The sequence below is a fragment of the Stenotrophomonas sp. Nf1 genome (assembly GCF_003028475.1).
Lineage (GTDB): Bacteria > Pseudomonadota > Gammaproteobacteria > Xanthomonadales > Xanthomonadaceae > Stenotrophomonas.
Genome location: NZ_PYTV01000001.1, coordinates 547,585 through 568,913, shown reverse-complemented (window position 1 = coordinate 568,913; position 21,329 = coordinate 547,585). Strand labels below are relative to the sequence as shown.

The window sequence follows — 21,329 nt, the reverse complement described above, 5'->3', positions numbered from 1 at the left end:
CGGTGATCAATGCCCGCGCAGGTCGCGCGGGCGGAAGCCCAGCGCCAGCATGGCCACCGCGTAGGTGGCGCCGCCGCCGCCGACCAGCAGCGACAGGCTGCCGATCCGCTCCCACACACCCATCGCCGAGAACGCCGGCAGCCAGTGCAGCAGGGCCAGCAGCGCGGCAACCATCGCCACGCAGGCCAGCAGCAGGCGGCCCAGGTAGCCGCCCCAGCCCGGTCGGCGCTGGTAGACATCGGTCTTGCCCAGCCAGTACCAGAGCAGGCCCAGGTTCAGGTAACTGGACAGCGCGCTGGCAATGCCCAGCGCCAGGTGCAGGCCCGGCTGTTTGCCGATGGCCGCCATCACCCCCTGCGCCTTCAGCTCGTCCGGCACCATCACCTGATACAGCACCGCCAGCAGCGCGAAGTTGAACACCATGTTGGCCACCAGCGCGGCCACGCCGGCACGCACCGGGGTGCGGGTGTCCTGGCGGGCATAGAACGCCGGCAGCACCACCTTCAGCAGCGCGAACGCCGGCAGGCCGAAGCTCAGGCCGTACACCGACAGTGCGGTCATGCGGGTGTCGAAGGCGCTGAACTGGCCGTGCTGGAAGATCGTCGCGATCAGCGGCTCGGCCAGCAGCAGCAGGCCCAGCATGGCCGGCACCGAAATCAGCAGGGTCATCCGCAGGCCCCAGTCCAGCGAGCGCGAGAAGCCTTCGCGGTCGGTGCTGACGTGATGACGGGCCAGTGCCGGCAGGATCACCGTGCCCAGCGCCACCCCGAACACGCCCAGCGGCAGTTCCAGGAAGCGATCGGCCAGCGACAGCCAGGACTGCGAGCCGTCAGTCAGCTTGGCCGCGATCACCGTGTCCAGCAGCAGGTTGATCTGCGCCACCGACGAACCGAACAGGGTCGGCACCATCAGCGTCATCACCTTGCGCACGCCCGGGTGGCTCCAGCCCCAGCGCGGCAGGGTCAACAGGTTGATGCCCTTCAGCGACGGCAGCTGGAACAGCAGCTGCAGGATGCCCGCGGCCAGCACTGCCCAACCCAGCGCCAGGATCTGCTTTTCCGGGGTGCCGCCCAGCCGCGGCGCCAGCCACAGCGCACCGGCGATCATGCACAGGTTGAGGATGACCGGGGTCAGCGCCGGCATCGCAAAGCGCTGGAAGCTGTTCAGTGCGCCGCCGGCCAGGGCGGTGAGCGAGACGAACAGCAGGAACGGGAAGGTCAGGCGGAACAGGTCGACCAGCAGGCCCTGCTTGACCGGGTCGGTATCAACGCCGCTTGAGAAGACCGAGGCCAGCTGCGGCGCGAAGATCAGCGCCAGCGCGGTCACCAGCATCAGCACCCCACCCAGGGTGCCGGCGGTGCGGGCCATCAGTTCGCGCAGTTCGGCGAGGCTGCGGGTTTCCTTCACTTCCGTGAACACCGGCACGAAAGCGGTGGCGAACGAGCCCTCAGCGAACAAACGGCGCAGGAAATTGGGTACCCTGAACGCGACCCAGAAAGCATCAGTGATGGCGTTGGTGCCGAACGTGGTGGTCACCACGAAGTCCCGGACAAGTCCGAGAACGCGCGAGACCATGGTCATGCTGCTGAACGACAGCAGGCCCCGCAACAACTTGGGTGAACTCACTCAGCGTCCCTCTTGACAATCGACTTGACGTGCATTTCTTACGCCATCATACTAGCTAGCTTGCTGTTCCCATAACACCGATTTTTTCAGGAAACCACCACCGTGGCCAATATCAAGTCCGCCAAGAAGCGCGCCAAGCAGACCGTCGTGCGCAACGCGCGCAACGTGGCTCAGCGCTCGATGCTGCGCACCGCTGTCAAGAAAGTGATCAAGGCGCTGGACGCCAACGATGCCGCCGGCGCCGAAGCCGCCTTCGCCGTTGCCCAGCCGATCCTGGATCGCTTCAGCGCGCGTGGCCTGATCCACAAGAACAAGGCTGCTCGTCACAAGAGCCGCCTGAACGACCGCATCAAGGCCCTCAAGGCCGCCTGATCCGGCGTTTCCGCCCTGCCCTTCGGGGTCGGGCAGCACACAAGAACCCGGCCCCGGCCGGGTTTTTTGTTGCCTGCGATCCGACCGGGTCGAACCAGCTGGAGCGAACCGGCCGGGTAGAGTCGACTGTTGGTCGACCGCTCTTCGCGGCACCTGCAAAGCCCGCGCTGCGCGCGATAGTCGACCAACAGTCGACTCTACCCAGCTGGAACCCGTTGACCCAGCCGCCCCGTCGCACAGGCCAACAAAAAACCCGGCCGAAGCCGGGTTTTTCGCACGGAACCACAACGGCATCATTGCGCGTTGCGGGCTTCCAGCTCGTCTTCCTTCTGGCGATCGAAGAACGCCATGATCCGGCTCATGATCGGGAAGGTGCCTTCGCGACCCAGCGCGGAGACCAGGAACCACGGCTCCTTCCAGCCCAGCTCGGCCACGATCTGCTCGGCCGCAGCCTTGGCCTCGTCCTCGAACATCAGGTCGGCCTTGTTCAGCACCAGCCAGCGCGGCTTTTCCAGCAGCTCCGGGTCGTGCTTTTCCAGCTCGCGCTCGATCGCACGCACCTGCTCCACCGGCGAGATACCTTCCACGCCACCTTCCATCGGCGAGATGTCCACCAGGTGCAGCAGCAGGCGGGTGCGCTGCAGGTGACGCAGGAACTGCGCACCGAGGCCGGCGCCATCCGCCGCGCCTTCGATCAGGCCCGGAATATCGGCGATCACGAAGCTGCGGTAGTTCTCCACCTTCACCACACCCAGGTTCGGGTACAGCGTGGTGAACGGGTAATCGGCCACCTTCGGCGTCGCCGCCGAAACGGCACGGATCAGGGTGCTCTTGCCCGCATTGGGGAAGCCCAGCAGGCCGACGTCGGCCAGAAGCTTCAGCTCCAGCTTCAGGGTGCGCTCTTCGCCCGGCTCGCCCGGCAGCGCCTGGCGCGGCGAGCGGTTGGTCGAGCTCTTGAAGTGCATGTTGCCCAGGCCACCACGGCCACCCTTGGCCACCAGCAGGCGATCGCCGTGCTGGGTCAGGTCGCCGATGACTTCATCGGTGGCGACGTTGATCACCACGGTGCCCACCGGCACGGTGATGGTCAGGTCTTCGCCGCCCTTGCCATAGGCCTGGCGGCCCATGCCGTTCTCGCCGCGCTGCGCCTTGAAGATGCGGTCATGGCGGAAGTCGACCAGGGTGTTCAGGTTCTCGTCGGCGCGGATGTACACGCTGCCGCCGGCACCGCCGTCGCCGCCGTCCGGGCCGCCGAGCGGAATGAACTTCTCGCGACGGAAGCCAATGCAGCCGTTGCCGCCGTTGCCGGCGAACACTTCGATTTCTGCTTCGTCTACCAGTTTCATTGTTTCGATGCCTGCGATGGGCGCAGCCTGCGGGCCGCCGCCTTGAATGTCATGCCGGCCGCGGGCCGGCAACCCGGCACAGCCGGTCTTGCGTTCACTCTAACGAAAAGCCCCGCCGAAGCGGGGCTCTCCATGCAACGTGCTCTTCACCCAGCACCACCCTGCCGAAGCACGGGTGCCGGCGATGCCTGGATCAGGCGTCGGCCGAGACGATGCTGACGGTGCGGCGCTTCTTGGCGCCCTTGACCGAGAACTCCACCTTGCCGTCCACCAGGGCGAACAGGGTGTGGTCACGGCCCAGGCCAACGCCGGAACCCGGGTGGAACTGGGTGCCGCGCTGACGCACGATGATGTTGCCGGCTTCGATGGCCTGGCCGCCGAAGATCTTGACGCCCAGGTACTTCGGGTTGGAGTCGCGACCGTTGCGCGAGGAGCCTACGCCCTTTTTATGTGCCATGACTGCTTCTCCTGATGCTTAGCCGGCGATGCCGGTGATCTCGATTTCGGTGTAGTACTGACGGTGACCCTGACGCTTCATGTGGTGCTTGCGGCGACGGAACTTGATGATCCGGACCTTGTCAGCACGACCCTGGGACAGGACCTTGGCGGTGACGGCAGCGCCCTTCAGCGCATCGCCCAGCTTCACGCCGTCGCTGTCACCCAGCATCAGGATGTTGTCAAACTTGATCTCGCTGCCGACTTCGACTTCGAGCTTTTCAATGCGGAGCTTTTCGCCCTGCGCCACGCGGTATTGCTTACCGCCGGTGACCAGTACTGCGTACATGACCAGGCCTTCCTCTGTAGTTATTGTGGTCTGAGCTGCCGCCATCGAGGGCGGACAGGAGCGGGATTGTACGCAGATCAGCGGGCGCGGGTCAAGTCAACCCCTGAACGGCCCGGAAGGGTCGGCCGGAACGGGGTCAGATCCCTTTTCACGTCGTGAAAAGGGATCTGACCCCTGCCTGTCGGCCTGTCTCACAAGGTGAGACACCGGGCTGGCATTGTCGCCCATTGCCCCCATCTGGTCACCTCGGTAGGCTGACCGATTGCCGTTCCCCGCTGGCCCGGCACCCAGCCAACGCCCCCACAACCGGATCCCCCATGGCGATGGATTTCATCCGCATCCGCGGCGCGCGGACGCACAACCTGAAGAACCTCGACCTCGACCTGCCCCGCGACAAGCTGATCGTGATCACCGGCCTGTCCGGCTCGGGCAAGTCCTCGCTGGCGTTCGACACCATCTATGCAGAAGGCCAGCGCCGCTACGTCGAGTCGCTGTCGGCCTATGCGCGCCAGTTCCTGAGCGTGATGGAAAAGCCGGACCTGGACCACATCGAAGGCCTGTCCCCGGCCATCTCGATCGAGCAGAAGTCGACCTCGCACAACCCGCGTTCGACGGTCGGCACGATCACCGAGATCTACGACTACCTGCGCCTGCTGTACGCGCGCGTCGGCACCCCACGCTGCCCGGACCACGGCTACCCGCTGGAAGCACAGACGGTCAGCCAGATGGTCGACCAGGTACTCACCCTCGACCCGGAACAGCGCTACATGCTGCTGGCGCCGGTCATCCGCGACCGCAAGGGCGAGCATGCGCAGGTGTTCGACCAGCTGCGTGCACAGGGTTTCGTGCGCGTACGCGTGGACGGCGAGCTGCATGAGATCGACGCGGTGCCGCCGCTGGCGCTGCGCCAGAAGCACACCATCGAGGCGGTGATCGACCGCTTCCGCCCGCGCGAGGACATCAAGCAGCGCCTGGCCGAGAGCTTCGAGACCGCGCTGAAACTGGGCGACGGCATGGCCTCGGTGCAGAGCCTGGACAACGCCGGGACCGCGCCGACGCTGTTCTCCTCCAAGTATTCCTGCCCGGTCTGCGATTACTCGCTGCCGGAACTGGAACCGCGCCTGTTCTCGTTCAACGCACCGATGGGCGCCTGCCCCGGCTGCGATGGCCTGGGCATGGCCGAATTCTTCGATCCCTCGCGCGTGGTGGTGCACCCCGAGCTGTCGCTGGCCGCCGGTGCAGTGCGCGGCTGGGACCGCCGCAACGCCTACTACTTCCAGCTGATCGCTTCGCTGGCCAAGCACTACAAGTTCGACGTCGACGCGGCGTGGAACTCGCTGCCGGAGAACGTGCAGCAGGCCGTGCTGTACGGCAGCGGCGATGAGGCGATCACCTTCACCTACTTCACCGAAGCCGGTGGCCGCACCCAGCGCAAGCATCGCTTCGAGGGCATCATTCCCAACCTCGAACGCCGCTACAAGGAAACCGAGTCGCCGGCGGTGCGCGAGGAACTGTCCAAGTACATCAGCGAACAGCCGTGCCCGGAATGCCATGGTGCGCGCCTGAACAAGGCGGCGCGCAACGTGTTCGTGGCCGATCGCCCGCTGCCGGATCTGGTGGTGCTGCCGATCGACGAAGCGCTGAAGTTCTTCAGTGAACTGAGCCTGCCGGGCTGGCGCGGCGAAATCGCCTCGAAGATCGTCAAGGAAATCGGCGAACGCCTCGGCTTCCTGGTCGATGTGGGCCTGGATTACCTGACCCTGGAGCGCAAGGCCGACACCCTGTCCGGTGGCGAGGCGCAGCGCATCCGCCTGGCCAGCCAGATCGGCGCCGGCCTGGTCGGGGTGATGTACGTGCTCGACGAGCCGTCGATCGGCCTGCACCAGCGCGACAACGAACGCCTGCTCGGCACCCTCACCCGCCTGCGCGACCTCGGCAACACGGTGATCGTGGTCGAGCACGACGAGGACGCGATCCGGCTGGCCGACTACGTGCTGGACATCGGCCCGGGCGCAGGTGTGCATGGCGGCGAGATCGTCGGCCAGGGCACCCTGCAGGACATCCTGGAGGCACCGCGTTCGCTGACCGGCCAGTACCTGTCGGGCAAGCGCGCGATCGAGATTCCGGCGCGCCGGCACAAGCCGAACCCGAAGATGACCCTGCACCTGCGCGGTGCCAGCGGCAACAACCTGAAGGGCGTGGACCTGGCGATTCCGTCGGGCCTGCTGACCTGCGTGACCGGCGTGTCCGGCTCGGGCAAGTCGACCCTGATCAACGACACCCTGTTCTCGCTGGCCGCCAACGAGATCAACGGCGCCTCGCACCCGATCGCTCCTTACAAGGAGATCGATGGCCTGGACCTGTTCGACAAGGTGGTGGACATCGACCAGTCGCCGATCGGCCGCACTCCGCGTTCGAACCCGGCCACCTACACCGGCCTGTTCACCCCGCTGCGCGAGCTGTTCGCGCAGGTGCCCGAAGCGCGTGCGCGTGGCTATTCGCCGGGCCGCTTCAGCTTCAACGTGCGTGGTGGCCGCTGCGAGGCGTGCCAGGGCGATGGCCTGATCAAGGTCGAGATGCACTTCCTGCCGGATGTGTACGTGCCGTGCGATGTCTGCCACGGCAAGCGCTACAACCGCGAGACGCTGGAGATCCTGTATAAGGGCTTCAACATCAACGACGTGCTGGAAATGACTGTCGAGGATGCGCTGAAGCTGTTCGAGCCGGTGCCGTCGATCGCACGCAAGCTGGAAACCCTGGTCGACGTCGGCCTGAGCTACATCAAGCTGGGCCAGAGCGCGACCACGCTGTCCGGTGGTGAGGCGCAGCGCGTGAAGCTGTCCAAGGAACTGTCGCGCCGCGATACCGGCCGCACCCTGTACATCCTCGACGAGCCGACCACCGGCCTGCACTTCCACGACATCGAAGCGCTGCTGGGCGTACTGCACAAGCTGCGCGACGAAGGCAACACGGTGGTGGTGATCGAGCACAACCTGGACGTGATCAAGACTGCCGACTGGATCGTCGACCTGGGCCCGGAAGGTGGCCATCGCGGTGGCACCATCCTGGTCACCGGCACGCCGGAAGACGTGGCGGCCTGCCCGCAGTCGTACACCGGCCAGTTCCTGGCGCGCATGCTGCCCTCCACCAGCGCGCGCCCGGAGCAGCCGGCCGCCGTGGCCAACAAGCCCGACGCCCGCCCGCCGCGCAAGGTGAAGCCTGAGAAGGTCGCCAAGACGGCGAAGAAGGCGGTGGCCGCCAAAAGCACCGGCAAGGCCAGCAAGAGCGCTACGGCCAGCAAGAAGAAGGACGCCTGATGAACAACGAACACAAGATCCTGGCCCGCATCCCGATCAGCGTGCGCTGGCGTGACATGGACAGCATGGGCCACGTCAACAACGCCAAGTACATCTCCTACCTGGAAGAAGCGCGCGTGCGCTGGATGCTGGGCGTGGACGGTGTCTCGATGACCGACCGCATCGCCCCGGTGGTGGCCGCGACCAACGTCAACTATCGGCTGCCGATCGTGTGGCCCAACGACATCCTGGTTGAACTGTTCGTCGAGCGCCTGGGCAACAGCAGCGTGACCATCGGCCACCGCATCGTCGACCAGCAGGATGATTCGAAGCTGTATTCGGACGGCAACGTGGTGGTGGTCTGGATGGATACCCAGACCGGCAAGAGCGCACCGCTGCCGGAAGCGATCCGCAGCGCTTCCAGCTGAAATGCCCTGGTGGGTGCCGACCTTGGTCGGCACGCCTGACCCTGCACCTCGTAGAGTCGAGCTTGCTCGACTGCCGTTTGCCGGATCAGTCGAGCAAGCTCGACTCTACCCACTCTGTTCAAAGGACTGACATGATCCACCACACCGAACTGCGCGACCTGCTGCCCGGCATGGTCGCCTTCCCCACCGATGTTTTCCCCGCCGATCAGGCGTGGCTCGGCCAGCACCTGCTGCCGCTGCTGAAGATCGATCTGGGTGTGCTGCGGCCGGAACTGGCCGGCCAGGTAGCGACGATGCTGTGCCCGATCGAGCCGTATGACGGCTGCATCGGCGAGAGCACCGAAGATCACCACAATGATTTCACCGGCACCAACTGGATCGCCTTCGAACTGAGCGCTGGCAACGAGATGCGCTTTCTCGGCAACGAGGGCTATTTCATCGGCGATGCGGCGCAGGACAAGGACGCGCAGGAGCACATCGCGCAGATGCGCGAGAGCTACGCCAAGGCGCGTGACTACCATGCCGCGCAGGGGCGTCTCGCCTGCTACTCGCGCTACGGCAAGGGTGAGCCCAGCGAGCGTGACTACCTGGATACGCTGGGCGGACCGATTGGTTTCGGCAACTGGACCGAGACCGCAGAGATTCCCGCGGCATTCGAGCTGGGCTTCACCGACGCTGCCGATGACCCCAATGCTGCGGACGATGCAGAAACGGTGATCATCACCCGGAATGGCAACAAGTTCTTCGCCGTGGCCGAAGTGGCCGGCTACAACTGGTGCGCCACCGGTGCCGACGCGATCGTGATGCTGTATGAGCCGGTGAGCCGCACGGTGCTGTTCTCGTACGACTGGTCCTGAAACCCCGTGGTAGTGCCGGCCGCTGGCCGGCATACCCCGTGTTGCCGGCCAGCGGCCGGCACTACCTGACCGTCATTTTGCGGCCTTGCGTACGGTCAACGTTGAACTCGCTTCACCACCGCCTTCCAGCTGCAGCCGCAGCGGTACCGCCTGCCCCTCCTTCAGCGCGCCCTGGCCCTGCATCAGCATCAGGTGCAGGCCACCGGGCTTGAGTTCGGCACGCGCACCCGGTGCCAGCGGCAGGCGTTCGATCGCGCGCATCCGGCTGACCCCATCGACGATGGTGGTTTCGTGCAGCGACACATCACCAAACACCGCACTGCTTGCGCCGGTGATCACCACCGCCTTGCCACAGCCGTTGCGGATCACGCCGTAGCCGGCGGTCATCGGCATCGCCGGATTCGGCGGCAACCGCGCCCAGCCCTGCTCGACGGTGACGCACGTCGTCCCGGCGGCGGACGCCGATGCTGCGGCCGCACACATCATCAACAATACGCCAACGAATGGTTTGGTTATCATCGCCCAGGTTCCTTCTTCGCAACGAGACCGCAGCATGACGACGCTCATCGAGGTGATCAACCATGGCCCCATCCGTGAACTGCGCCTGGCGCGGCGGCCGGTCAATGCCCTGGATACCGAACTGTGCCGGCAGTTGATCCACGCCATCGAGCTGGCCATGGCCGAAGACGCGCACGGCATCGTGCTGTCGGGCAGCGAGCGCGTCTTCACCGGCGGCATGGACGTGCCGCACCTGCTCTCGCACGGCGATGACAAGCACAAGCTGCTGGACACCTGGAACGCATTTTTCGGCGCCGTGCGCACGCTGGCCGAGAGCCGCATTCCGGTGGTCGCCGCAATCACCGGCCATGCGCCGGCCGGCGGCTGCGTGCTGGCCCTGTGCTGCGACTACCGGGTGATGGCGCGCAGCGCCGATCCGTCGCGCCCGTATGCCATCGGCCTGAATGAAGTGCAGGTGGGCCTGATCGCGCCGGAAGGCATCCAGCGCCTGCTGCGGCGTGCCGTGGGCGTGCACCGTGCCGGCGTGCTGCTGACCACCGGTTCGCTGGTGCCGGCCGAACAGGCACTGCAGATCGGCCTGGTCGATGAGCTGGCCGAGGGCGACCTGGTGGTGGCGCGCGCGGTGGCCTGGCTGCAGAACCTGTTGAAACAGCCGCGCCAGCCGATGCTGCTGACCCGCGCGATCGCCCGCGCCGATCTGCACGAAGCCCTGCACCCGGACCTGATCCAGCTCGACCGCTTCGTCGAGGCCTGGTTCGCCCCGGACGCACAGAACGCACTGCAGGCGCTGGTGGCCCGGCTGGGCAAGTAAACGGTAGTGCCGGCCGCTGGCCGGCAACCTGGTGATCCTTACAGACCGCCTGCGGATGCCGGCCAGCGGCCGGCACTACCGATGATGGGGCCGTCCATGGCAGCGGGGTCAGATCCCTTTCGCGATGCGAAAGGGATCTGACCCCTGACCGGTATAATCAGGCCCTCTTTCCCTGCTGTGGCCGCCCCCTTGAACGACACGCCCGAACCCGTCGTCTCCGAGCTGATCGACCTGCTCACGCTGGAGCGGCTGGAGGACAACCTGTTCCGCGGGCAGAGCCGCGATATCGGCACCAAGTACGTGTTCGGCGGGCAGGTGCTGGGCCAGGCGCTGGCCGCCGCACAGGCCACGGTCGACAACGGTCGCCACGTGCATTCCCTGCACGCTTATTTCCTGCGCGCCGGCAACATCGACCACCCGATCGTCTACGACGTCGACCGCACCCGCGACGGTGGCAGCTTCTCGGTGCGCCGGGTGACCGCGATCCAGCACGGCAAGGTGATCTTCTTCTGCGCCGCCTCGTTCCAGCAGGCCGAGACCGGTGCCGAGCACCAGCACAAGATGCCTGAAGTGCCGCAGCCGGAAGACATCGAGCCGAACCGCCCGCTGCCGGCCGAAGTGCTCGAACGCCTGCCGATCAAGGTGCAGCGCTGGCTGTCGCGCGGTGGCCCGTTCGAGTTCCGCCATGTCTACCCGCGCGATGAACTGAACCCGCCCAAGCGCCCGCCCTATCATCAGGTGTGGCTGCGCCTGAGCGAGCCGGTCGGCGATGCACCGGAACTGCACCAGGCATTGCTGGCCTATGCCTCCGATTTCCACCTGCTGGGCACCGCCACGTTCCCGCACGGCATCAGCTACTACCACCCGCACGTGCAGATGGCCTCGCTCGACCACGCGATCTGGTTCCACCGCCCGTTCCGTGCCGATGACTGGCTGCTGTACTCGCTGGACAGCCCCAGCGCGCAGGATTCGCGCGGGCTGGCCCGTGGCCAGTTCTTTACCCGCAACGGCGTGCTGGTGGCCAGCACCGCGCAGGAAGGCCTGATCCGCGTCGTTCCGGACCAGGCTGCGGCCGCCGCCGTGCCGGCCAAGGAGTAAACCGATGCGCCAGATTTTCAGCAGCCAGCGCGTGGAAACCGTCGAAGGCGTGGCCGAGCTCCTGCGCGGGCACGGTATCGAGGTCAAGGTGACCAACGGGCGCTCGTACAAGACCCGCCGCCGGGGCCAGTTCAGCTATACCGACCTGGGCAATGCCAGCGCCTATCCGGCGGTGTGGATCGTACGTGCCGACGACCAGCCACGCGCGCGCGAAATCCTGCGCGAGGCGCGCCTGCTCGATACCACCCGTCGCGACCACCCGACCGCCGAATTCGCCTTCCGCGACGCGCCGGAACAGGGTGGCGGTGGCCGCAGCTGGGCCTGGCGCATCCGCATCGCGCTGCTGGTGGTGATTGCCGGCGTGGCGCTGGTGATCGGCCTGCGCCACCGTGGCGCCCCGGCCCCCGTCACGCCGCCGCCTGCCCCGCAGGCCCAGCCGCAGCAGGCACAACCGGCCCCGCAGGCCGCGCCGGAAGAGGAAGAAGTCCGGGTCCGCATCCAACCGTCGACCTGACCGCCGGGTAGTGCCGGCCGCTGGCCGGCAACCTCATGAACCGGTCCGGCGGGCTGCGGTTGCCGGCCAGCGGCCGGCACTACCGTGTGGACGGCCGGTCACATTGGGCGCGCGGCTCCGTCATGGGACACAATCCCAGCAGGAGAACCGCTGCCATGACGACGTTCGCCGCATCGATCGACCAGACCCTGGAACGCGAACTGCCGGCCGCCGCCAGCGGCTGCCAGCACGCCTATGGGCGCATCGTGCTGGCCTGCCAGAACACGGTCACCGCCATCGCCCTGGCCATCACCCGTGACCGCCAGGCCAGCGAGGACATCGCCCAGGAAGCCTTCGTGAAAGGCTGGCAGCAGCTGCACCAGCTGCGCAGCTCGACCAGCTTCCTACCGTGGCTGCGGCAGATCACCCGCAACCTGGCCCGCGACTGGTTGCGTGCGCAACGTGGCCGGCCGCTCACCGGTGAGGCGGCCGAAGTGGCGCTGGGCATGGCCGCCGATCCGTCGCCGAGCACAGCCGACCGGTTGCAGCGCGTGGAAGAAGAGATCGCCGCCGAGGACATCATCTCCGCCCTGCCCGCCGACAGCCGTGAGGTGCTGCTGCTGTACTACCGCGAAGGGCAGCGCTCGCAGCAGGTGGCCGATCTGCTCGGGCTCAGCGACGCGGCGGTGCGCAAGCGCCTGTCACGCGCCCGCGGTCAGGTCCGCGAAGGCCTGCTGCAGCGCTTCGGCGAGTTCGCCCGCAGCAGCGCACCCAGTGCAGCGTTCGCCACCGCCGTCGTGTCGATGGTGCTGGTGGCGGCCCCCGGGACCGCCAGCGCGGCGATCCTGCTGAGCGCCGGCGTCGGTGTGGGCGGCAGCAAGCTGGGCCTGGGCGGCGCCAGCGTGGCCGGGGGTACGGCCATGGGCTCGGTCACGGCTACCCTGGGCTACCTGCACATGATTCCGGCCAGCACCTGGGGCGCCTTCGCCGGTGGCGTGGCCGGTGGCGTGATCGGCAGCTATCTGGGTGGTCGATTCCTGCTGTCCTATGCCAAGACCGATGCCGAGCGCGCGCAGGTCTGGCGCTTCGTGCGCATGAACACCTGGACCGCCATGGCCTGCTGCCTGTCGGTGCTGGCCGTGGTGCTGCTGCAGACCCCGACGTGGGTGCATCTGCTGGTGCTGGTGCTCGGCCTGGGCCTGGTGAACTACCAGTGCCTGGGGCCGCTGCAGCGGATCATGGCACCGCTGATCGCGCGCGATTCGGCGCGGCGTGGGCGCACCGGCACCAACTGGGTGTATGAATCGCTGTATGGGCGTACCGGGGTCATCGCCATGAACATCATGGTGCTGGGCGTCGTGCTGTATGCCGTGGCCCATACCGGCGGCCGCTAGGGCCGCAACGCACGACGCCGGCAGTACGCCGGCGTCGTGGTCGATCAGCGCGCGATGAATCAGCGCTGCGGCTTCGGCGCGGCACCGTCACGCGGACCACCGTGGCGCGGGCCACCGTGCATCGGGCCCTTGGCGGCATCGAACTCGGCCTTGCTCAACTGGCCGTCCTTGTTGGTGTCGGCGGCGGCGAACCAGGCATCGCGCATCTGCTTCATGCGCAGCTCGCGGTCGGCCTTGTCCAGGTAGCCGTCCTTGTTGACGTCGAGCTGGTCGAAGCGCGCGGCCAGGCGCGGATCGGCCCTGGCTTCCTCGCGGCTGATGCGGCCGTCCTTGTTGAGGTCCAGTTTGGCCCAGCGCTCACCACCGTGGCCACGGCGGCCGTGCTTCCAGCGCGGCAGTTCATCGCGCGAGAGCTTGCCGTCCTTGTTCTTGTCCAGCTCGTCGAACTTCGCGGCCAAGCGCGGGTTGGCAGCAGCCTCGCTGCGGTCGATGACACCGTCGCCGTTGGTATCCAGCTTGACCGGGCGCTGTGCCGGCGCAGTCGGGGTGTCGGCCGCCAGCGCGATACCGGAAGCGGAGGTGCCGAGCAGCAGGGCCAGCAGCAGGGGGGTACGGATCATGAGGTCACTCCTGGGGATGGGAATTGCGTCGGGGTGATCACTTCACCCTCGGGGGACAACAACGCCCGGGTGCGACATCGGTTGACGCCGCGGCCGGTTTCATTCATCCGGCGGACAGTCGCCGCCACTGCGACGGGCTGGGGCTATGCTGTGCCCATGGCGATACACGGCGACAGAGACGACGAACTGCGGCTTTTCCAGACCGGCGAGCACCCCTGCGGGTACTGGTCGGACCGGGTGGCGCGCGACCTGGTGCTGGACCCCCACGACCGCCGCCTGGGCGGCCTGTATCCGCTGGCCCTGAGCTGGGGCTTCCGCCGCAGCGGCGACCTGGTCTACCGGCCCCACTGCGCGCACTGCCAGGCCTGCGTGGCCGTGCGTATCCCGGTGGCGCGTTTCGCCCCCGACCGCAGCCAGCGCCGCTGTGCCGCCCGCAATGCCGACCTGGAAGTGCGGATCACCGCCGCCACCGCCCGCGACGACCTGTTCGCGCTGTACCACCGTTATCTGGTGCACCGCCACGCCAATGGCGGCATGGACGACCACGGTCCGCACGAATTCGAGCAGTTCCTGATCGGCAGCTGGTCGCACACCCGCTTCATGGAGATGCGCCTGCCGGGCCACGACGGTCAGCCGAGCCAGCTGCTGGGGGTGGCGGTGACCGACGTCACCGAGCACGGCCTGTCGGCGGTCTACACCTTCTTCGACCCGGAGCACGCCGCACGTGGGCTGGGCACCTTCGCGATCCTGCAGCAGATCGAATGGGCCCGTCGCGAGGGGCTGCCCCACGTGTACCTGGGCTACTGGATCCGTGGCCATCAGAAGATGGACTACAAGCGCCGCTTCCATCCACTGGAGGCCTACGACGGCCGCCGCTGGCACGATTTCGACAACGATCTGGACGGGCGCTGACAAACCGCTGACACCGGACCGGGTGCAGAATAGGGCCATGAACGCCAAACCCCTGATCCTCGCCCTGGCCCTGCTCTGCGGCGCCACCGCCCCCGCCTTCGCCAAGTCCCCCGCGATGACCGAAAAGCCGTCCGCTGCGCTGCGCCTGGCCACCTACAACACCTCGCTGTACTCCGACGAGACCGGTGGCCTGATCAAGGAACTGGAAGGTGACAGCGAGCACGCGCGCAAGATCGCCGCGGTGCTGCAGCAGGTGCGCCCGGACCTGGTGCTGCTGAACGAGTTCGACTTCGACGACGCCCATCGCGCTGCCGACCTGTTCCAGAAGCGTTACCTGGAAGTGGCCCAGCCCGGTGGCGGCAAGCCGCTGCACTTCGCCTACCGTTACCTGGCCCCGGTCAACACCGGCGTGCCCAGTGGGCTGGACCTGGACAACAACGGCGTAGTCGGCGGCGAAGGCCGCAGCCGCGGCAACGATGCCTGGGGCTACGGCCTGCACCCGGGCCAGTACGGCATGCTGGTGCTGTCGCGCTACCCGATCGACGAAGCCAAGGTGCGCAGCTTCCAGCTGCTGAAGTGGAGCGCGATGCCCGACGCGATCCGTCCGGTCGATCCGCGCACCGGCCAGAGCTTCTACAACGATGCGGTGTGGTCGCAGCTGCGCCTGTCGTCGAAATCGCATTGGGACGTGCCGGTGAAGACCCCGGCCGGCGTGGTGCATGCGCTGGTCTCGCACCCGACGCCGCCGGTGTTCGATGGTCCGGAGAAGCGCAATGCCGCACGCAACCACGACGAACTGCGCCTGTGGCAGGAATATCTGTCCAAGGGTGACAAGCCGTGGCTGTGCGATGACCAGGGCCAGTGCGGAGGTCTGGCGCAGGACGCGCGCTTCGTGATCCTCGGAGACCTCAACAACGACCCGGTCGATGGCGATGGCCGCCATGAGGCGATCGTGGAACTGATCGAGAACGCCCGTGTGCTGCGCTACCCCACCCCGCGCAGCATCGGCGGCGAGCAGACCAGTCTGGCCTATGCGGCCAAGGGCATCACGCGCAGGGGCGCACCGTTCCACGCCACCGGCGATTTCGGCCCGAAGTCCGGCACCATGCGCCTGGACTACGTACTGCCCTCGACCGGTTTCGAGTACATCGGCAGCGGCATCTTCTGGCCGGCCAATGAAAGCCCGGAGGCGAAGATCGCCGACGGCAGCGACCACCATCTGGTGTGGGTGGATGTGCGGTAGAGTCGACTGTTAGTCGACTGCACGGAAATCTGTACCGACCAACGGTCGGTACCCACCGGAAAAAGGGGACGGAGGGGATTAAGTCGTTTGTGCCACAAACGACTTAATCCCCTCCGTCCCCTTTTTTGCTTTACGGGCGCAGTTCGACGCCGATGGCGTCGGCGGCATCGCGGGCGATGGCACGCGCCTGGTCGATGGTTTCAGCGCGCGCCAGGGTCACGCCGACGCGGCGATGGCCGTGCACGCTCGGCTTGCCGAACAGGCGCACGGCGGTATCGGGCACCTGCAGCGCGGCGGCGACGTTGTTGAAGTACGGCACACCCTCACCGTGCGCCAGCAGTGCGCACGACGCCGACGGACCGCTCTGGCGGATCAGCGGAATCGGCAGGCCGAGGATGGCGCGCGCGTGCAGGGCGAACTCGCTCAGTTCCTGCGAGACCAGGGTCACCAGGCCGGTGTCATGCGGGCGCGGCGACACTTCACTGAACCACACCTCGTCGCCCTTCACGAACAGCTCGACGCCGAACAGGCCCCAACCACCCAGGTCATCGGTGATCGCGCGCGAGATCTCTTCCGCGCGCGCCAGTGCCGCGCTCGACATCGGCTGCGGCTGCCAGCTTTCACGGTAGTCACCGTCCTTCTGCAGGTGGCCGATCGGCGCGCAGAACGAGGTGCCCCCGGCATGACGCACGGTCAGCAGAGTGATCTCGTAGTCGAAATCGATGAAACCTTCGACGATGCAGCGGCCGGCACCGGCACGGCCACCGGTCTGCGCATAGTCCCAGGCCGGGGCGATGTCGGCCTCGCTGCGCAGCGTGCTCTGGCCCTTGCCCGAAGAGGACATCACCGGCTTGACCACGCACGGCAGGCCGATCGCCGCGACCGCGGCGCGGTACTCGGCCTCGGTATCGACGAAGCGGTAGGGCGAGGTCGGCAGGCCCAGGGTCTCGGCAGCCAGGCGGCGGATGCCCTCGCGGTCCATGGTCAGGCGTGCGGCACGTGCGGTCGGGATCACCCGCAGGCCCTGCTCCTGCTCCAGCTGGACCAGGGTTTCGGTGTGGATGGCCTCGATCTCCGGCACTACCAGGTGCGGCTGTTCCTGCGCGATCAGCGCGCGCAGCGCCATCGCATCGAGCATGTCGATCACGTGCGAGCGGTGTGCGACCTGCATGGCCGGGGCGTCGGCATAGCGATCAGCGGCGATCACTTCCACGCCCAGCCGCTGCAGCTCGATGGCCACCTCCTTGCCCAGTTCGCCCGAGCCCAGCAGCAGCACGCGGGTGGCGGAGGGAGACAACGGGGTTCCAAGCTTGGCCATGGCGGTTCCAGCAGCGATGTGAAGACGGGTGGGCATTCTAGCCGGTCCGGCCTGCGCCCCCGGCCTGGATCTTCCGACGAACGGTCGCCACACCTGATATCACTTTGATATCTTTTCATCGAACCCTCAAGGACGTACCGCCATGAAAGAGAAGTCGCTTGCCTCCCTCAACGGCCTGGGCACCCTGGCCGGATCCCTGCTGGCCGCATTGGCCGGCGCAGCGCTGTTCGTGCTGGGAGTGGCGGCCAAGGCCAGCACCGGCGCGCCGAACCTGCTGATGATGCTGGCCGGGGTGCTGGTGATCGTCGCTGCGGTCTTCATCCTGGCCGGCCTGTACACCATCCAGCCCAACCAGGCCGCCGTGCTGAGCCTGTTCGGCAAGTACGTGGGCACGGTCAAGGACAACGGCCTGCGCTGGAACAACCCCTTCTATGCCAAGCGCCGGGTCAGCCAGCGCGTGCGCAACTTCGAAAGTGGCAAGCTGAAGGTGAACGAGCTGGACGGCAGCCCGATCGAGATCGCCGCCGTGATCGTCTGGCAGGTGGTCGACGCCTCCGAAGCGGTCTACAACGTGGACGACTACGAGAGCTTCGTGCACATCCAGTCCGAGTCGGCACTGCGCGCGATGGCCACCAGCTATCCCTACGACCAGCACGAGGACGGCCAGCTGGCGCTGCGCAGCCACGCCAGCGAGATCTCCCAGCACCTGAAGAACGAGCTGGCCGAGCGCCTGGCCGATGCCGGCGTGCAGGTGCTTGATGCCCGCATCAGCCACCTGGCCTACGCCGCCGAAATTGCCCAGGCGATGCTGCAGCGCCAGCAGGCCAATGCGGTGATCGCCGCACGCACGCGCATCGTGGCCGGTGCCGTCGGCATGGTGGAAATGGCCCTGGCCGAACTGCAGAAGAACGGCGTGGTGCAGCTGGACGAGGAGCGCAAGGCGCACATGGTCAGCAACCTGCTGACCGTGCTGTGCTCCGATCGCGGCACCCAGCCGATCGTCAACGCCGGTTCGCTGTACTGAGCCATCCTCGCAACGGGGCGCCCCACCGCCCCGCCAGGAGTTTTCATGAGTGAGAAGAAAGCCTATCCGCTGCGCATCAATGCCGAGGTCCTGGCCGCGGCACAGCGCTGGGCTGACGACGAACTGCGCAGCCTCAACGCGCAGATCGAATACGTGCTGCGCGACGCATTGCGCAAGGCAGGACGCCTGCCGAAACCCACATCATCGCCGGAGGACAAGGAATGAGCACGCGTTGGAGCTACCAGACCGTTGAAGTGAAGACCACGATGATGGGCGTCCTCAAGGCCGAGGACATCCAGAGCGAGCTGACCCGCCAGGGCATGCTCGGCTGGGAGCTGGTCAACATCATCATCCCGGCGCCGATGCGCCCGGCCATGCTGGTCTTCAAGAAGGAGCAGTAACCATGCCCATGCACCGCAGAGCGCTGATGCTGTCACTGGCCCTGCTCACCGGCCCGGCCCTGGCCGCCGAACCGCAGCAGGTCGCCAACCAGCTGCTGGATCACCTGCAGGCCGGCCAGATTGCCGATGCCGAAGCGATGCTGACCGCGCAGATGGCCCAGGCCGTACCCGCCGACAGGCTCGGCGTGCTGTGGAAGTCGCTGGGCACCCTGCAGCAACGAGGTGCCGCCGAAGTGAGCACGCAGCAGGGCATGCACCTGGTGGTGGTGCCGCTGCAGTTCGCCAGCGGCCGGGTCGTCGCGCAGGTGGCAGTGGATGCGCAGGACAAGGTGGCCGGCCTGATGCTGCGCCCGGCCCCGGCGACCAAGGCAGCGCCGCCGCCTGCCGATGCGAACTATGGCGAGAGCGATTTCAGCGTGCCGCAGGCGCGCGGTGCGCTACCGGGCACGCTGGCGCTGCCCAACGGCAAGGGCCCGTTCCCGGCGGTGGTCCTTGTGCATGGCTCGGGGCCACAGGACCGCGATGAGACGATCGGCGGCAACCGCCCGTTCCTGGATATCGCCCGCGGCCTGGCCAGCCAGGGCATCGCCGTGCTGCGCTTCGACAAGCGCACCTTCGCCCGCCCGCAGGATTTCCAGGGCGGCACGTTCACCGTTGATGACGAAACCACCGACGACGCCGTGGCCGCGCTGACCGCTCTGGCTGCCGACCCGCGCATCGACGGACGCCGCGTGTTCGTACTCGGCCACAGCCAGGGCGGCATGCTCGCCCCGCGCATTGCCCGGCACTGGCCGCAGGCGCGTGGCGCGATCCTGTGGGCGGCGCCTGCCCGTACGCTGCTGGACCTGCTGCCGGAACAGAACCGCTACCTGCTGGGCCTGGACGGCGACATCACTGCGTCGGAGCAGGCCTTCCTGGAGGCGCTCGACAGGCAGATCGCCGCCGCACGGGGCAACGCGCCGGTGGCCGCCAGCGAGCTGCCGCTGGGAGTGCCACAGTCATTCTGGAAAAGCATCGAAGCCGTTGATGCACGCGCCGATGCACAGGCACTGCGCACGCCGCTGCTGATGCTGCACGGCGGCCGCGACTTCCAGGTACCCGACACCGACTGGGTGCTGTGGCAGAAGGCGCTGGCCACCCGCAACGACGTGCAGTGGCGGGCGTATCCGGCCCTGAACCATATCGGCATTGCCGGCACGGGCCGCAGCTCGTTGCAGGAGTACACGCAACCGGGCCATGTCGATGCGACGCTGATCGATGACGTGGCCACCTGGATAAAGGCACAGCGATGAACGGCAGCGACCCGAAGCGCTTCGACGTGGCGGAGAGCTCGCCGTTCCGCGTGCTGTGGGTGATCCTGCCGCTGTTGCTGGCCTTCGCCATCAGCGTCTACGCACAGTTGCACACGGCGCGTGCCAACGCGCCGTGGATGGAGGTGACCCTGTCGCCGCCGTGGTTCCGGATGGGCGGCAGCGCGGCATGGAGCCTGGTGATGATCGCCGCGCTCGGCATCGGGCTGGGCCTGGCCTTCTTCCGGCGCCGGGTGGAGTTCGATGGCACAGTGCTGGACGTCCGTTCAACGATGTACCGACGTCGCGTGCCAGTGGCGCAGCTGCAGCTGGATCGCGCCGAAGTGGTCGATCTCGGCCGAGACCGGCGCTACGCCATCCGCTTCAAGACCAACGGCTATTCGATGCCGGGGTTCCATTCCGGCCATTTCCGCCTGCAGGGCGGCGGCAAGGGCTTTGCCCTGGTGACCGACCGCAGCCGCGTGCTGGTGCTGCCGGTGCGCGATGGCAGCACGCTGCTGCTCAGCCTGGAACGGCCGCAGGCGCTGCTGGACGCCCTGCGCAAGGTGGCCGTAACCGTGCCACGGCAGTAAGCTGCGGCGATGCAACGACGCCCGCCCCTGCTGATCAATACCGAGGCCATCGAGGCATGGCCGGCCGGCCTGCTGCGCGCGCGCAGCAACCTCGATGCACGCCTGCTGGCGCGGGCGCAGTGGGTACTGCGGCGCAAGCGCGATGGCCGCTACCTGGCAGCCGTGCTGGCGCACGGCGTGCATGCCATGGTGCCGCGGCTGGCGCGCGAGCCGGGCGTGGAGGAAGCGCTGTCACTGCTGGAAGCGCCGCTGGCACGGCCGTTCGCCGCGACGTTGGAAGAACAGTGGCTGCCACTGACCGGCCTGCAGCAGCGACTGCAGCAGCTCGGTCTGGACCCGCAGCGCTATGCACGCGACAGCGGCCTGCCGCTGGAACCTGAGCCCTGCCTGCTGCGCCTGGCCGGCCACGACCGGTTCGGCCGCCCGCTGTGGCTGCGCCGTGGCGCGGCGCAAGGCTGGCGACGGATGCGCCTGCATGCCGCGCGAGATGGCATCGCGCTGGACGCGATCTCCGGCTTCCGCAGCCACGCCTATCAGCTGGGCATCTTCGAACGAAAGCGCGCACGCGGACTGAGCGTGGCGGACATCCTGAAGGTCAATGCGGCACCGGGCTTCAGCGAACACCACAGCGGCCATGCGCTGGACATCGGTACGCCGGGCGATGCCCCGGCCGAGGAATCGTTCGAAGCGACCGACGCATTCGCCTGGCTGCAGGCCCATGCCGGTGAACACGGCTTCCAGCTGAGCTACCCGCGCGACAACCCGCACGGCATCGTCTACGAGCCGTGGCACTGGTGCTGGGCACCACCGGCCAATGGCTGAGGTAGCGCCGAGCCACGCTCGGCTGCGCATGTGCTGTAGAGCCGAGCCATGCTCGGCTGCACTTGTCGAAGCCGAGCGTGGCT

General features: G+C 67.3%; 23 protein-coding genes. 16 read left to right on the top strand and 7 right to left on the bottom strand.

What is annotated here, in order from left to right; all coding sequences use genetic code 11:
* Positions 1 to 6: 6 nt before the first annotated feature.
* The gene (murJ, locus tag C9412_RS02800; protein WP_107230215.1) at positions 7 to 1,611 is read right to left on the bottom strand and encodes a murein biosynthesis integral membrane protein MurJ; all 1,605 of its coding nucleotides are present in this window, start codon (positions 1,609 to 1,611) and stop codon (positions 7 to 9) included.
* Positions 1,612 to 1,728: 117 nt separating this feature from the next.
* Here murJ and rpsT point away from each other — a divergent pair, with 117 nt between their 5' ends.
* Positions 1,729 to 1,998, top strand: coding sequence for a 30S ribosomal protein S20 (gene rpsT, locus C9412_RS02795; protein WP_005408560.1), 270 nt, complete (start codon positions 1,729 to 1,731; stop codon positions 1,996 to 1,998).
* 293 nt (positions 1,999 to 2,291) lie between these two features.
* Here rpsT and cgtA read toward each other — a convergent pair whose 3' ends face one another.
* The 3 genes from cgtA to rplU all read right to left on the bottom strand — a co-directional run bounded on the left by cgtA (position 2,292) and on the right by rplU (position 4,128).
* Entirely contained in the window at positions 2,292 to 3,344 is a 1,053-nt protein-coding gene (cgtA, locus tag C9412_RS02790) for an Obg family GTPase CgtA (protein WP_107230214.1), read from the bottom strand.
* 193 nt (positions 3,345 to 3,537) lie between these two features.
* Entirely contained in the window at positions 3,538 to 3,801 is a 264-nt protein-coding gene (rpmA, locus tag C9412_RS02785; RefSeq protein WP_005415704.1) for a 50S ribosomal protein L27, read from the bottom strand.
* Positions 3,802 to 3,819: 18 nt separating this feature from the next.
* The gene (rplU, locus tag C9412_RS02780; protein ID WP_005408557.1) at positions 3,820 to 4,128 is read right to left on the bottom strand and encodes a 50S ribosomal protein L21; all 309 of its coding nucleotides are present in this window, start codon (positions 4,126 to 4,128) and stop codon (positions 3,820 to 3,822) included.
* Between the two features lie 317 nt (positions 4,129 to 4,445).
* Here rplU and uvrA point away from each other — a divergent pair, with 317 nt between their 5' ends.
* From uvrA to C9412_RS02765, 3 genes are all read left to right on the top strand, one after another.
* Positions 4,446 to 7,445 (top strand): excinuclease ABC subunit UvrA, encoded by a 3,000-nt coding sequence (gene uvrA / locus C9412_RS02775; protein ID WP_107230213.1) that lies wholly within the window; start codon positions 4,446 to 4,448, stop codon positions 7,443 to 7,445.
* On the top strand, positions 7,445 to 7,852 hold the full coding sequence (locus C9412_RS02770) for a thioesterase family protein (protein WP_107230212.1): 408 nt from the start codon (positions 7,445 to 7,447) through the stop codon (positions 7,850 to 7,852). Before uvrA ends, C9412_RS02770 begins: the two co-directional genes overlap by 1 nt.
* A 131-nt stretch (positions 7,853 to 7,983) precedes the next feature.
* Positions 7,984 to 8,709 (top strand): enolase, encoded by a 726-nt coding sequence (locus C9412_RS02765; protein WP_107230211.1) that lies wholly within the window; start codon positions 7,984 to 7,986, stop codon positions 8,707 to 8,709.
* A 72-nt stretch (positions 8,710 to 8,781) separates the two neighbouring features.
* Here the strand turns inward: C9412_RS02765 and C9412_RS02760 are convergent, their stop codons facing one another.
* On the bottom strand, positions 8,782 to 9,228 hold the full coding sequence (locus C9412_RS02760) for a copper chaperone PCu(A)C (protein ID WP_107230210.1): 447 nt from the start codon (positions 9,226 to 9,228) through the stop codon (positions 8,782 to 8,784).
* Between the two features lie 34 nt (positions 9,229 to 9,262).
* On the opposite strand from C9412_RS02760, the gene C9412_RS02755 reads away from it, so the two are divergent.
* The 4 genes from C9412_RS02755 (at position 9,263) to C9412_RS02740 (ending at position 13,024) form a co-directional block, all read left to right on the top strand.
* Positions 9,263 to 10,039, top strand: coding sequence for an enoyl-CoA hydratase/isomerase family protein (locus C9412_RS02755; RefSeq protein ID WP_107230209.1), 777 nt, complete (start codon positions 9,263 to 9,265; stop codon positions 10,037 to 10,039).
* 189 nt (positions 10,040 to 10,228) lie between these two features.
* Positions 10,229 to 11,137 carry an acyl-CoA thioesterase II gene (gene tesB, locus C9412_RS02750; protein ID WP_005412623.1) on the top strand — a complete coding sequence of 303 codons (909 nt, stop codon included), beginning with the start codon at positions 10,229 to 10,231 and terminating at the stop codon, positions 11,135 to 11,137.
* Between the two features lie 4 nt (positions 11,138 to 11,141).
* On the top strand, positions 11,142 to 11,651 hold the full coding sequence (locus C9412_RS02745) for a pathogenicity-like protein (protein WP_107230208.1): 510 nt from the start codon (positions 11,142 to 11,144) through the stop codon (positions 11,649 to 11,651).
* 155 nt (positions 11,652 to 11,806) lie between these two features.
* Entirely contained in the window at positions 11,807 to 13,024 is a 1,218-nt protein-coding gene (locus C9412_RS02740; RefSeq protein ID WP_107230207.1) for a sigma-70 family RNA polymerase sigma factor, read from the top strand.
* Between the two features lie 59 nt (positions 13,025 to 13,083).
* On the opposite strand, the gene C9412_RS02735 is transcribed toward C9412_RS02740, so the two are convergent.
* Complete coding sequence (locus C9412_RS02735) at positions 13,084 to 13,644, bottom strand: EF-hand domain-containing protein (protein WP_107230206.1); 561 nt, start codon at positions 13,642 to 13,644, stop codon at positions 13,084 to 13,086.
* A 156-nt stretch (positions 13,645 to 13,800) separates the two neighbouring features.
* Here C9412_RS02735 and C9412_RS02730 point away from each other — a divergent pair, with 156 nt between their 5' ends.
* Both C9412_RS02730 and C9412_RS02725 read left to right on the top strand, forming a co-directional pair.
* On the top strand, positions 13,801 to 14,556 hold the full coding sequence (locus tag C9412_RS02730) for an arginyltransferase (RefSeq protein WP_107230205.1): 756 nt from the start codon (positions 13,801 to 13,803) through the stop codon (positions 14,554 to 14,556).
* 37 nt (positions 14,557 to 14,593) lie between these two features.
* Entirely contained in the window at positions 14,594 to 15,799 is a 1,206-nt protein-coding gene (locus C9412_RS02725) for an endonuclease/exonuclease/phosphatase family protein (protein ID WP_107230204.1), read from the top strand.
* A gap of 130 nt (positions 15,800 to 15,929) precedes the next feature.
* Here C9412_RS02725 and purT read toward each other — a convergent pair whose 3' ends face one another.
* Positions 15,930 to 17,117 carry a formate-dependent phosphoribosylglycinamide formyltransferase gene (gene purT, locus C9412_RS02720; protein ID WP_107230203.1) on the bottom strand — a complete coding sequence of 396 codons (1,188 nt, stop codon included), beginning with the start codon at positions 17,115 to 17,117 and terminating at the stop codon, positions 15,930 to 15,932.
* Between the two features lie 142 nt (positions 17,118 to 17,259).
* Between purT and C9412_RS02715 the strand changes: the two genes are divergently transcribed.
* Genes C9412_RS02715 through C9412_RS02690 form a run of 6 tightly spaced genes read left to right on the top strand, consistent with a single transcriptional unit; the run spans position 17,260 to position 21,246 of the window.
* Positions 17,260 to 18,141, top strand: a complete 882-nt coding sequence (locus tag C9412_RS02715) for an SPFH domain-containing protein (RefSeq protein ID WP_057496216.1) — start codon at positions 17,260 to 17,262, stop codon at positions 18,139 to 18,141.
* Positions 18,142 to 18,186: 45 nt separating this feature from the next.
* On the top strand, positions 18,187 to 18,366 hold the full coding sequence (locus C9412_RS02710; RefSeq protein ID WP_107230202.1) for an Arc family DNA binding domain-containing protein: 180 nt from the start codon (positions 18,187 to 18,189) through the stop codon (positions 18,364 to 18,366).
* Positions 18,363 to 18,542 (top strand): DUF4177 domain-containing protein, encoded by a 180-nt coding sequence (locus C9412_RS02705; protein ID WP_107230201.1) that lies wholly within the window; start codon positions 18,363 to 18,365, stop codon positions 18,540 to 18,542. Before C9412_RS02710 ends, C9412_RS02705 begins: the two co-directional genes overlap by 4 nt.
* Before the next feature lie 2 nt (positions 18,543 to 18,544).
* Positions 18,545 to 19,834, top strand: coding sequence for an alpha/beta fold hydrolase (locus tag C9412_RS02700; protein ID WP_258189939.1), 1,290 nt, complete (start codon positions 18,545 to 18,547; stop codon positions 19,832 to 19,834).
* Positions 19,831 to 20,424, top strand: a complete 594-nt coding sequence (locus tag C9412_RS02695; RefSeq protein WP_107230200.1) for a PH domain-containing protein — start codon at positions 19,831 to 19,833, stop codon at positions 20,422 to 20,424. Before C9412_RS02700 ends, C9412_RS02695 begins: the two co-directional genes overlap by 4 nt.
* Before the next feature lie 9 nt (positions 20,425 to 20,433).
* Positions 20,434 to 21,246, top strand: a complete 813-nt coding sequence (locus C9412_RS02690; protein WP_107230199.1) for a M15 family metallopeptidase — start codon at positions 20,434 to 20,436, stop codon at positions 21,244 to 21,246.
* The last annotated feature ends 83 nt before the right edge of the window (positions 21,247 to 21,329 follow it).

Excerpts from the sequence above, each read along its gene's own strand:
- cgtA (WP_107230214.1), bottom strand. The coding sequence starts at position 3,344 with ATGAAACTGGTAGACGAAGCAGAAATCGAAGTGTTCGCCGGCAACGGC.
- rpmA (WP_005415704.1), bottom strand. The coding sequence starts at position 3,801 with ATGGCACATAAAAAGGGCGTAGGCTCCTCGCGCAACGGTCGCGACTCC.
- rplU (WP_005408557.1), bottom strand. The coding sequence starts at position 4,128 with ATGTACGCAGTACTGGTCACCGGCGGTAAGCAATACCGCGTGGCGCAG.
- uvrA (WP_107230213.1), top strand. The coding sequence starts at position 4,446 with ATGGCGATGGATTTCATCCGCATCCGCGGCGCGCGGACGCACAACCTG.
- C9412_RS02770 (WP_107230212.1), top strand. The coding sequence starts at position 7,445 with ATGAACAACGAACACAAGATCCTGGCCCGCATCCCGATCAGCGTGCGC.
- C9412_RS02765 (WP_107230211.1), top strand. The coding sequence starts at position 7,984 with ATGATCCACCACACCGAACTGCGCGACCTGCTGCCCGGCATGGTCGCC.
- C9412_RS02760 (WP_107230210.1), bottom strand. The coding sequence starts at position 9,228 with ATGATAACCAAACCATTCGTTGGCGTATTGTTGATGATGTGTGCGGCC.
- C9412_RS02755 (WP_107230209.1), top strand. The coding sequence starts at position 9,263 with ATGACGACGCTCATCGAGGTGATCAACCATGGCCCCATCCGTGAACTG.
- C9412_RS02745 (WP_107230208.1), top strand. The coding sequence starts at position 11,142 with ATGCGCCAGATTTTCAGCAGCCAGCGCGTGGAAACCGTCGAAGGCGTG.
- C9412_RS02740 (WP_107230207.1), top strand. The coding sequence starts at position 11,807 with ATGACGACGTTCGCCGCATCGATCGACCAGACCCTGGAACGCGAACTG.
- C9412_RS02735 (WP_107230206.1), bottom strand. The coding sequence starts at position 13,644 with ATGATCCGTACCCCCCTGCTGCTGGCCCTGCTGCTCGGCACCTCCGCT.
- C9412_RS02730 (WP_107230205.1), top strand. The coding sequence starts at position 13,801 with ATGGCGATACACGGCGACAGAGACGACGAACTGCGGCTTTTCCAGACC.
- C9412_RS02725 (WP_107230204.1), top strand. The coding sequence starts at position 14,594 with ATGAACGCCAAACCCCTGATCCTCGCCCTGGCCCTGCTCTGCGGCGCC.
- purT (WP_107230203.1), bottom strand. The coding sequence starts at position 17,117 with ATGGCCAAGCTTGGAACCCCGTTGTCTCCCTCCGCCACCCGCGTGCTG.
- C9412_RS02715 (WP_057496216.1), top strand. The coding sequence starts at position 17,260 with ATGAAAGAGAAGTCGCTTGCCTCCCTCAACGGCCTGGGCACCCTGGCC.
- C9412_RS02710 (WP_107230202.1), top strand. The coding sequence starts at position 18,187 with ATGAGTGAGAAGAAAGCCTATCCGCTGCGCATCAATGCCGAGGTCCTG.
- C9412_RS02705 (WP_107230201.1), top strand. The coding sequence starts at position 18,363 with ATGAGCACGCGTTGGAGCTACCAGACCGTTGAAGTGAAGACCACGATG.
- C9412_RS02700 (WP_258189939.1), top strand. The coding sequence starts at position 18,545 with ATGCCCATGCACCGCAGAGCGCTGATGCTGTCACTGGCCCTGCTCACC.
- C9412_RS02695 (WP_107230200.1), top strand. The coding sequence starts at position 19,831 with ATGAACGGCAGCGACCCGAAGCGCTTCGACGTGGCGGAGAGCTCGCCG.
- C9412_RS02690 (WP_107230199.1), top strand. The coding sequence starts at position 20,434 with ATGCAACGACGCCCGCCCCTGCTGATCAATACCGAGGCCATCGAGGCA.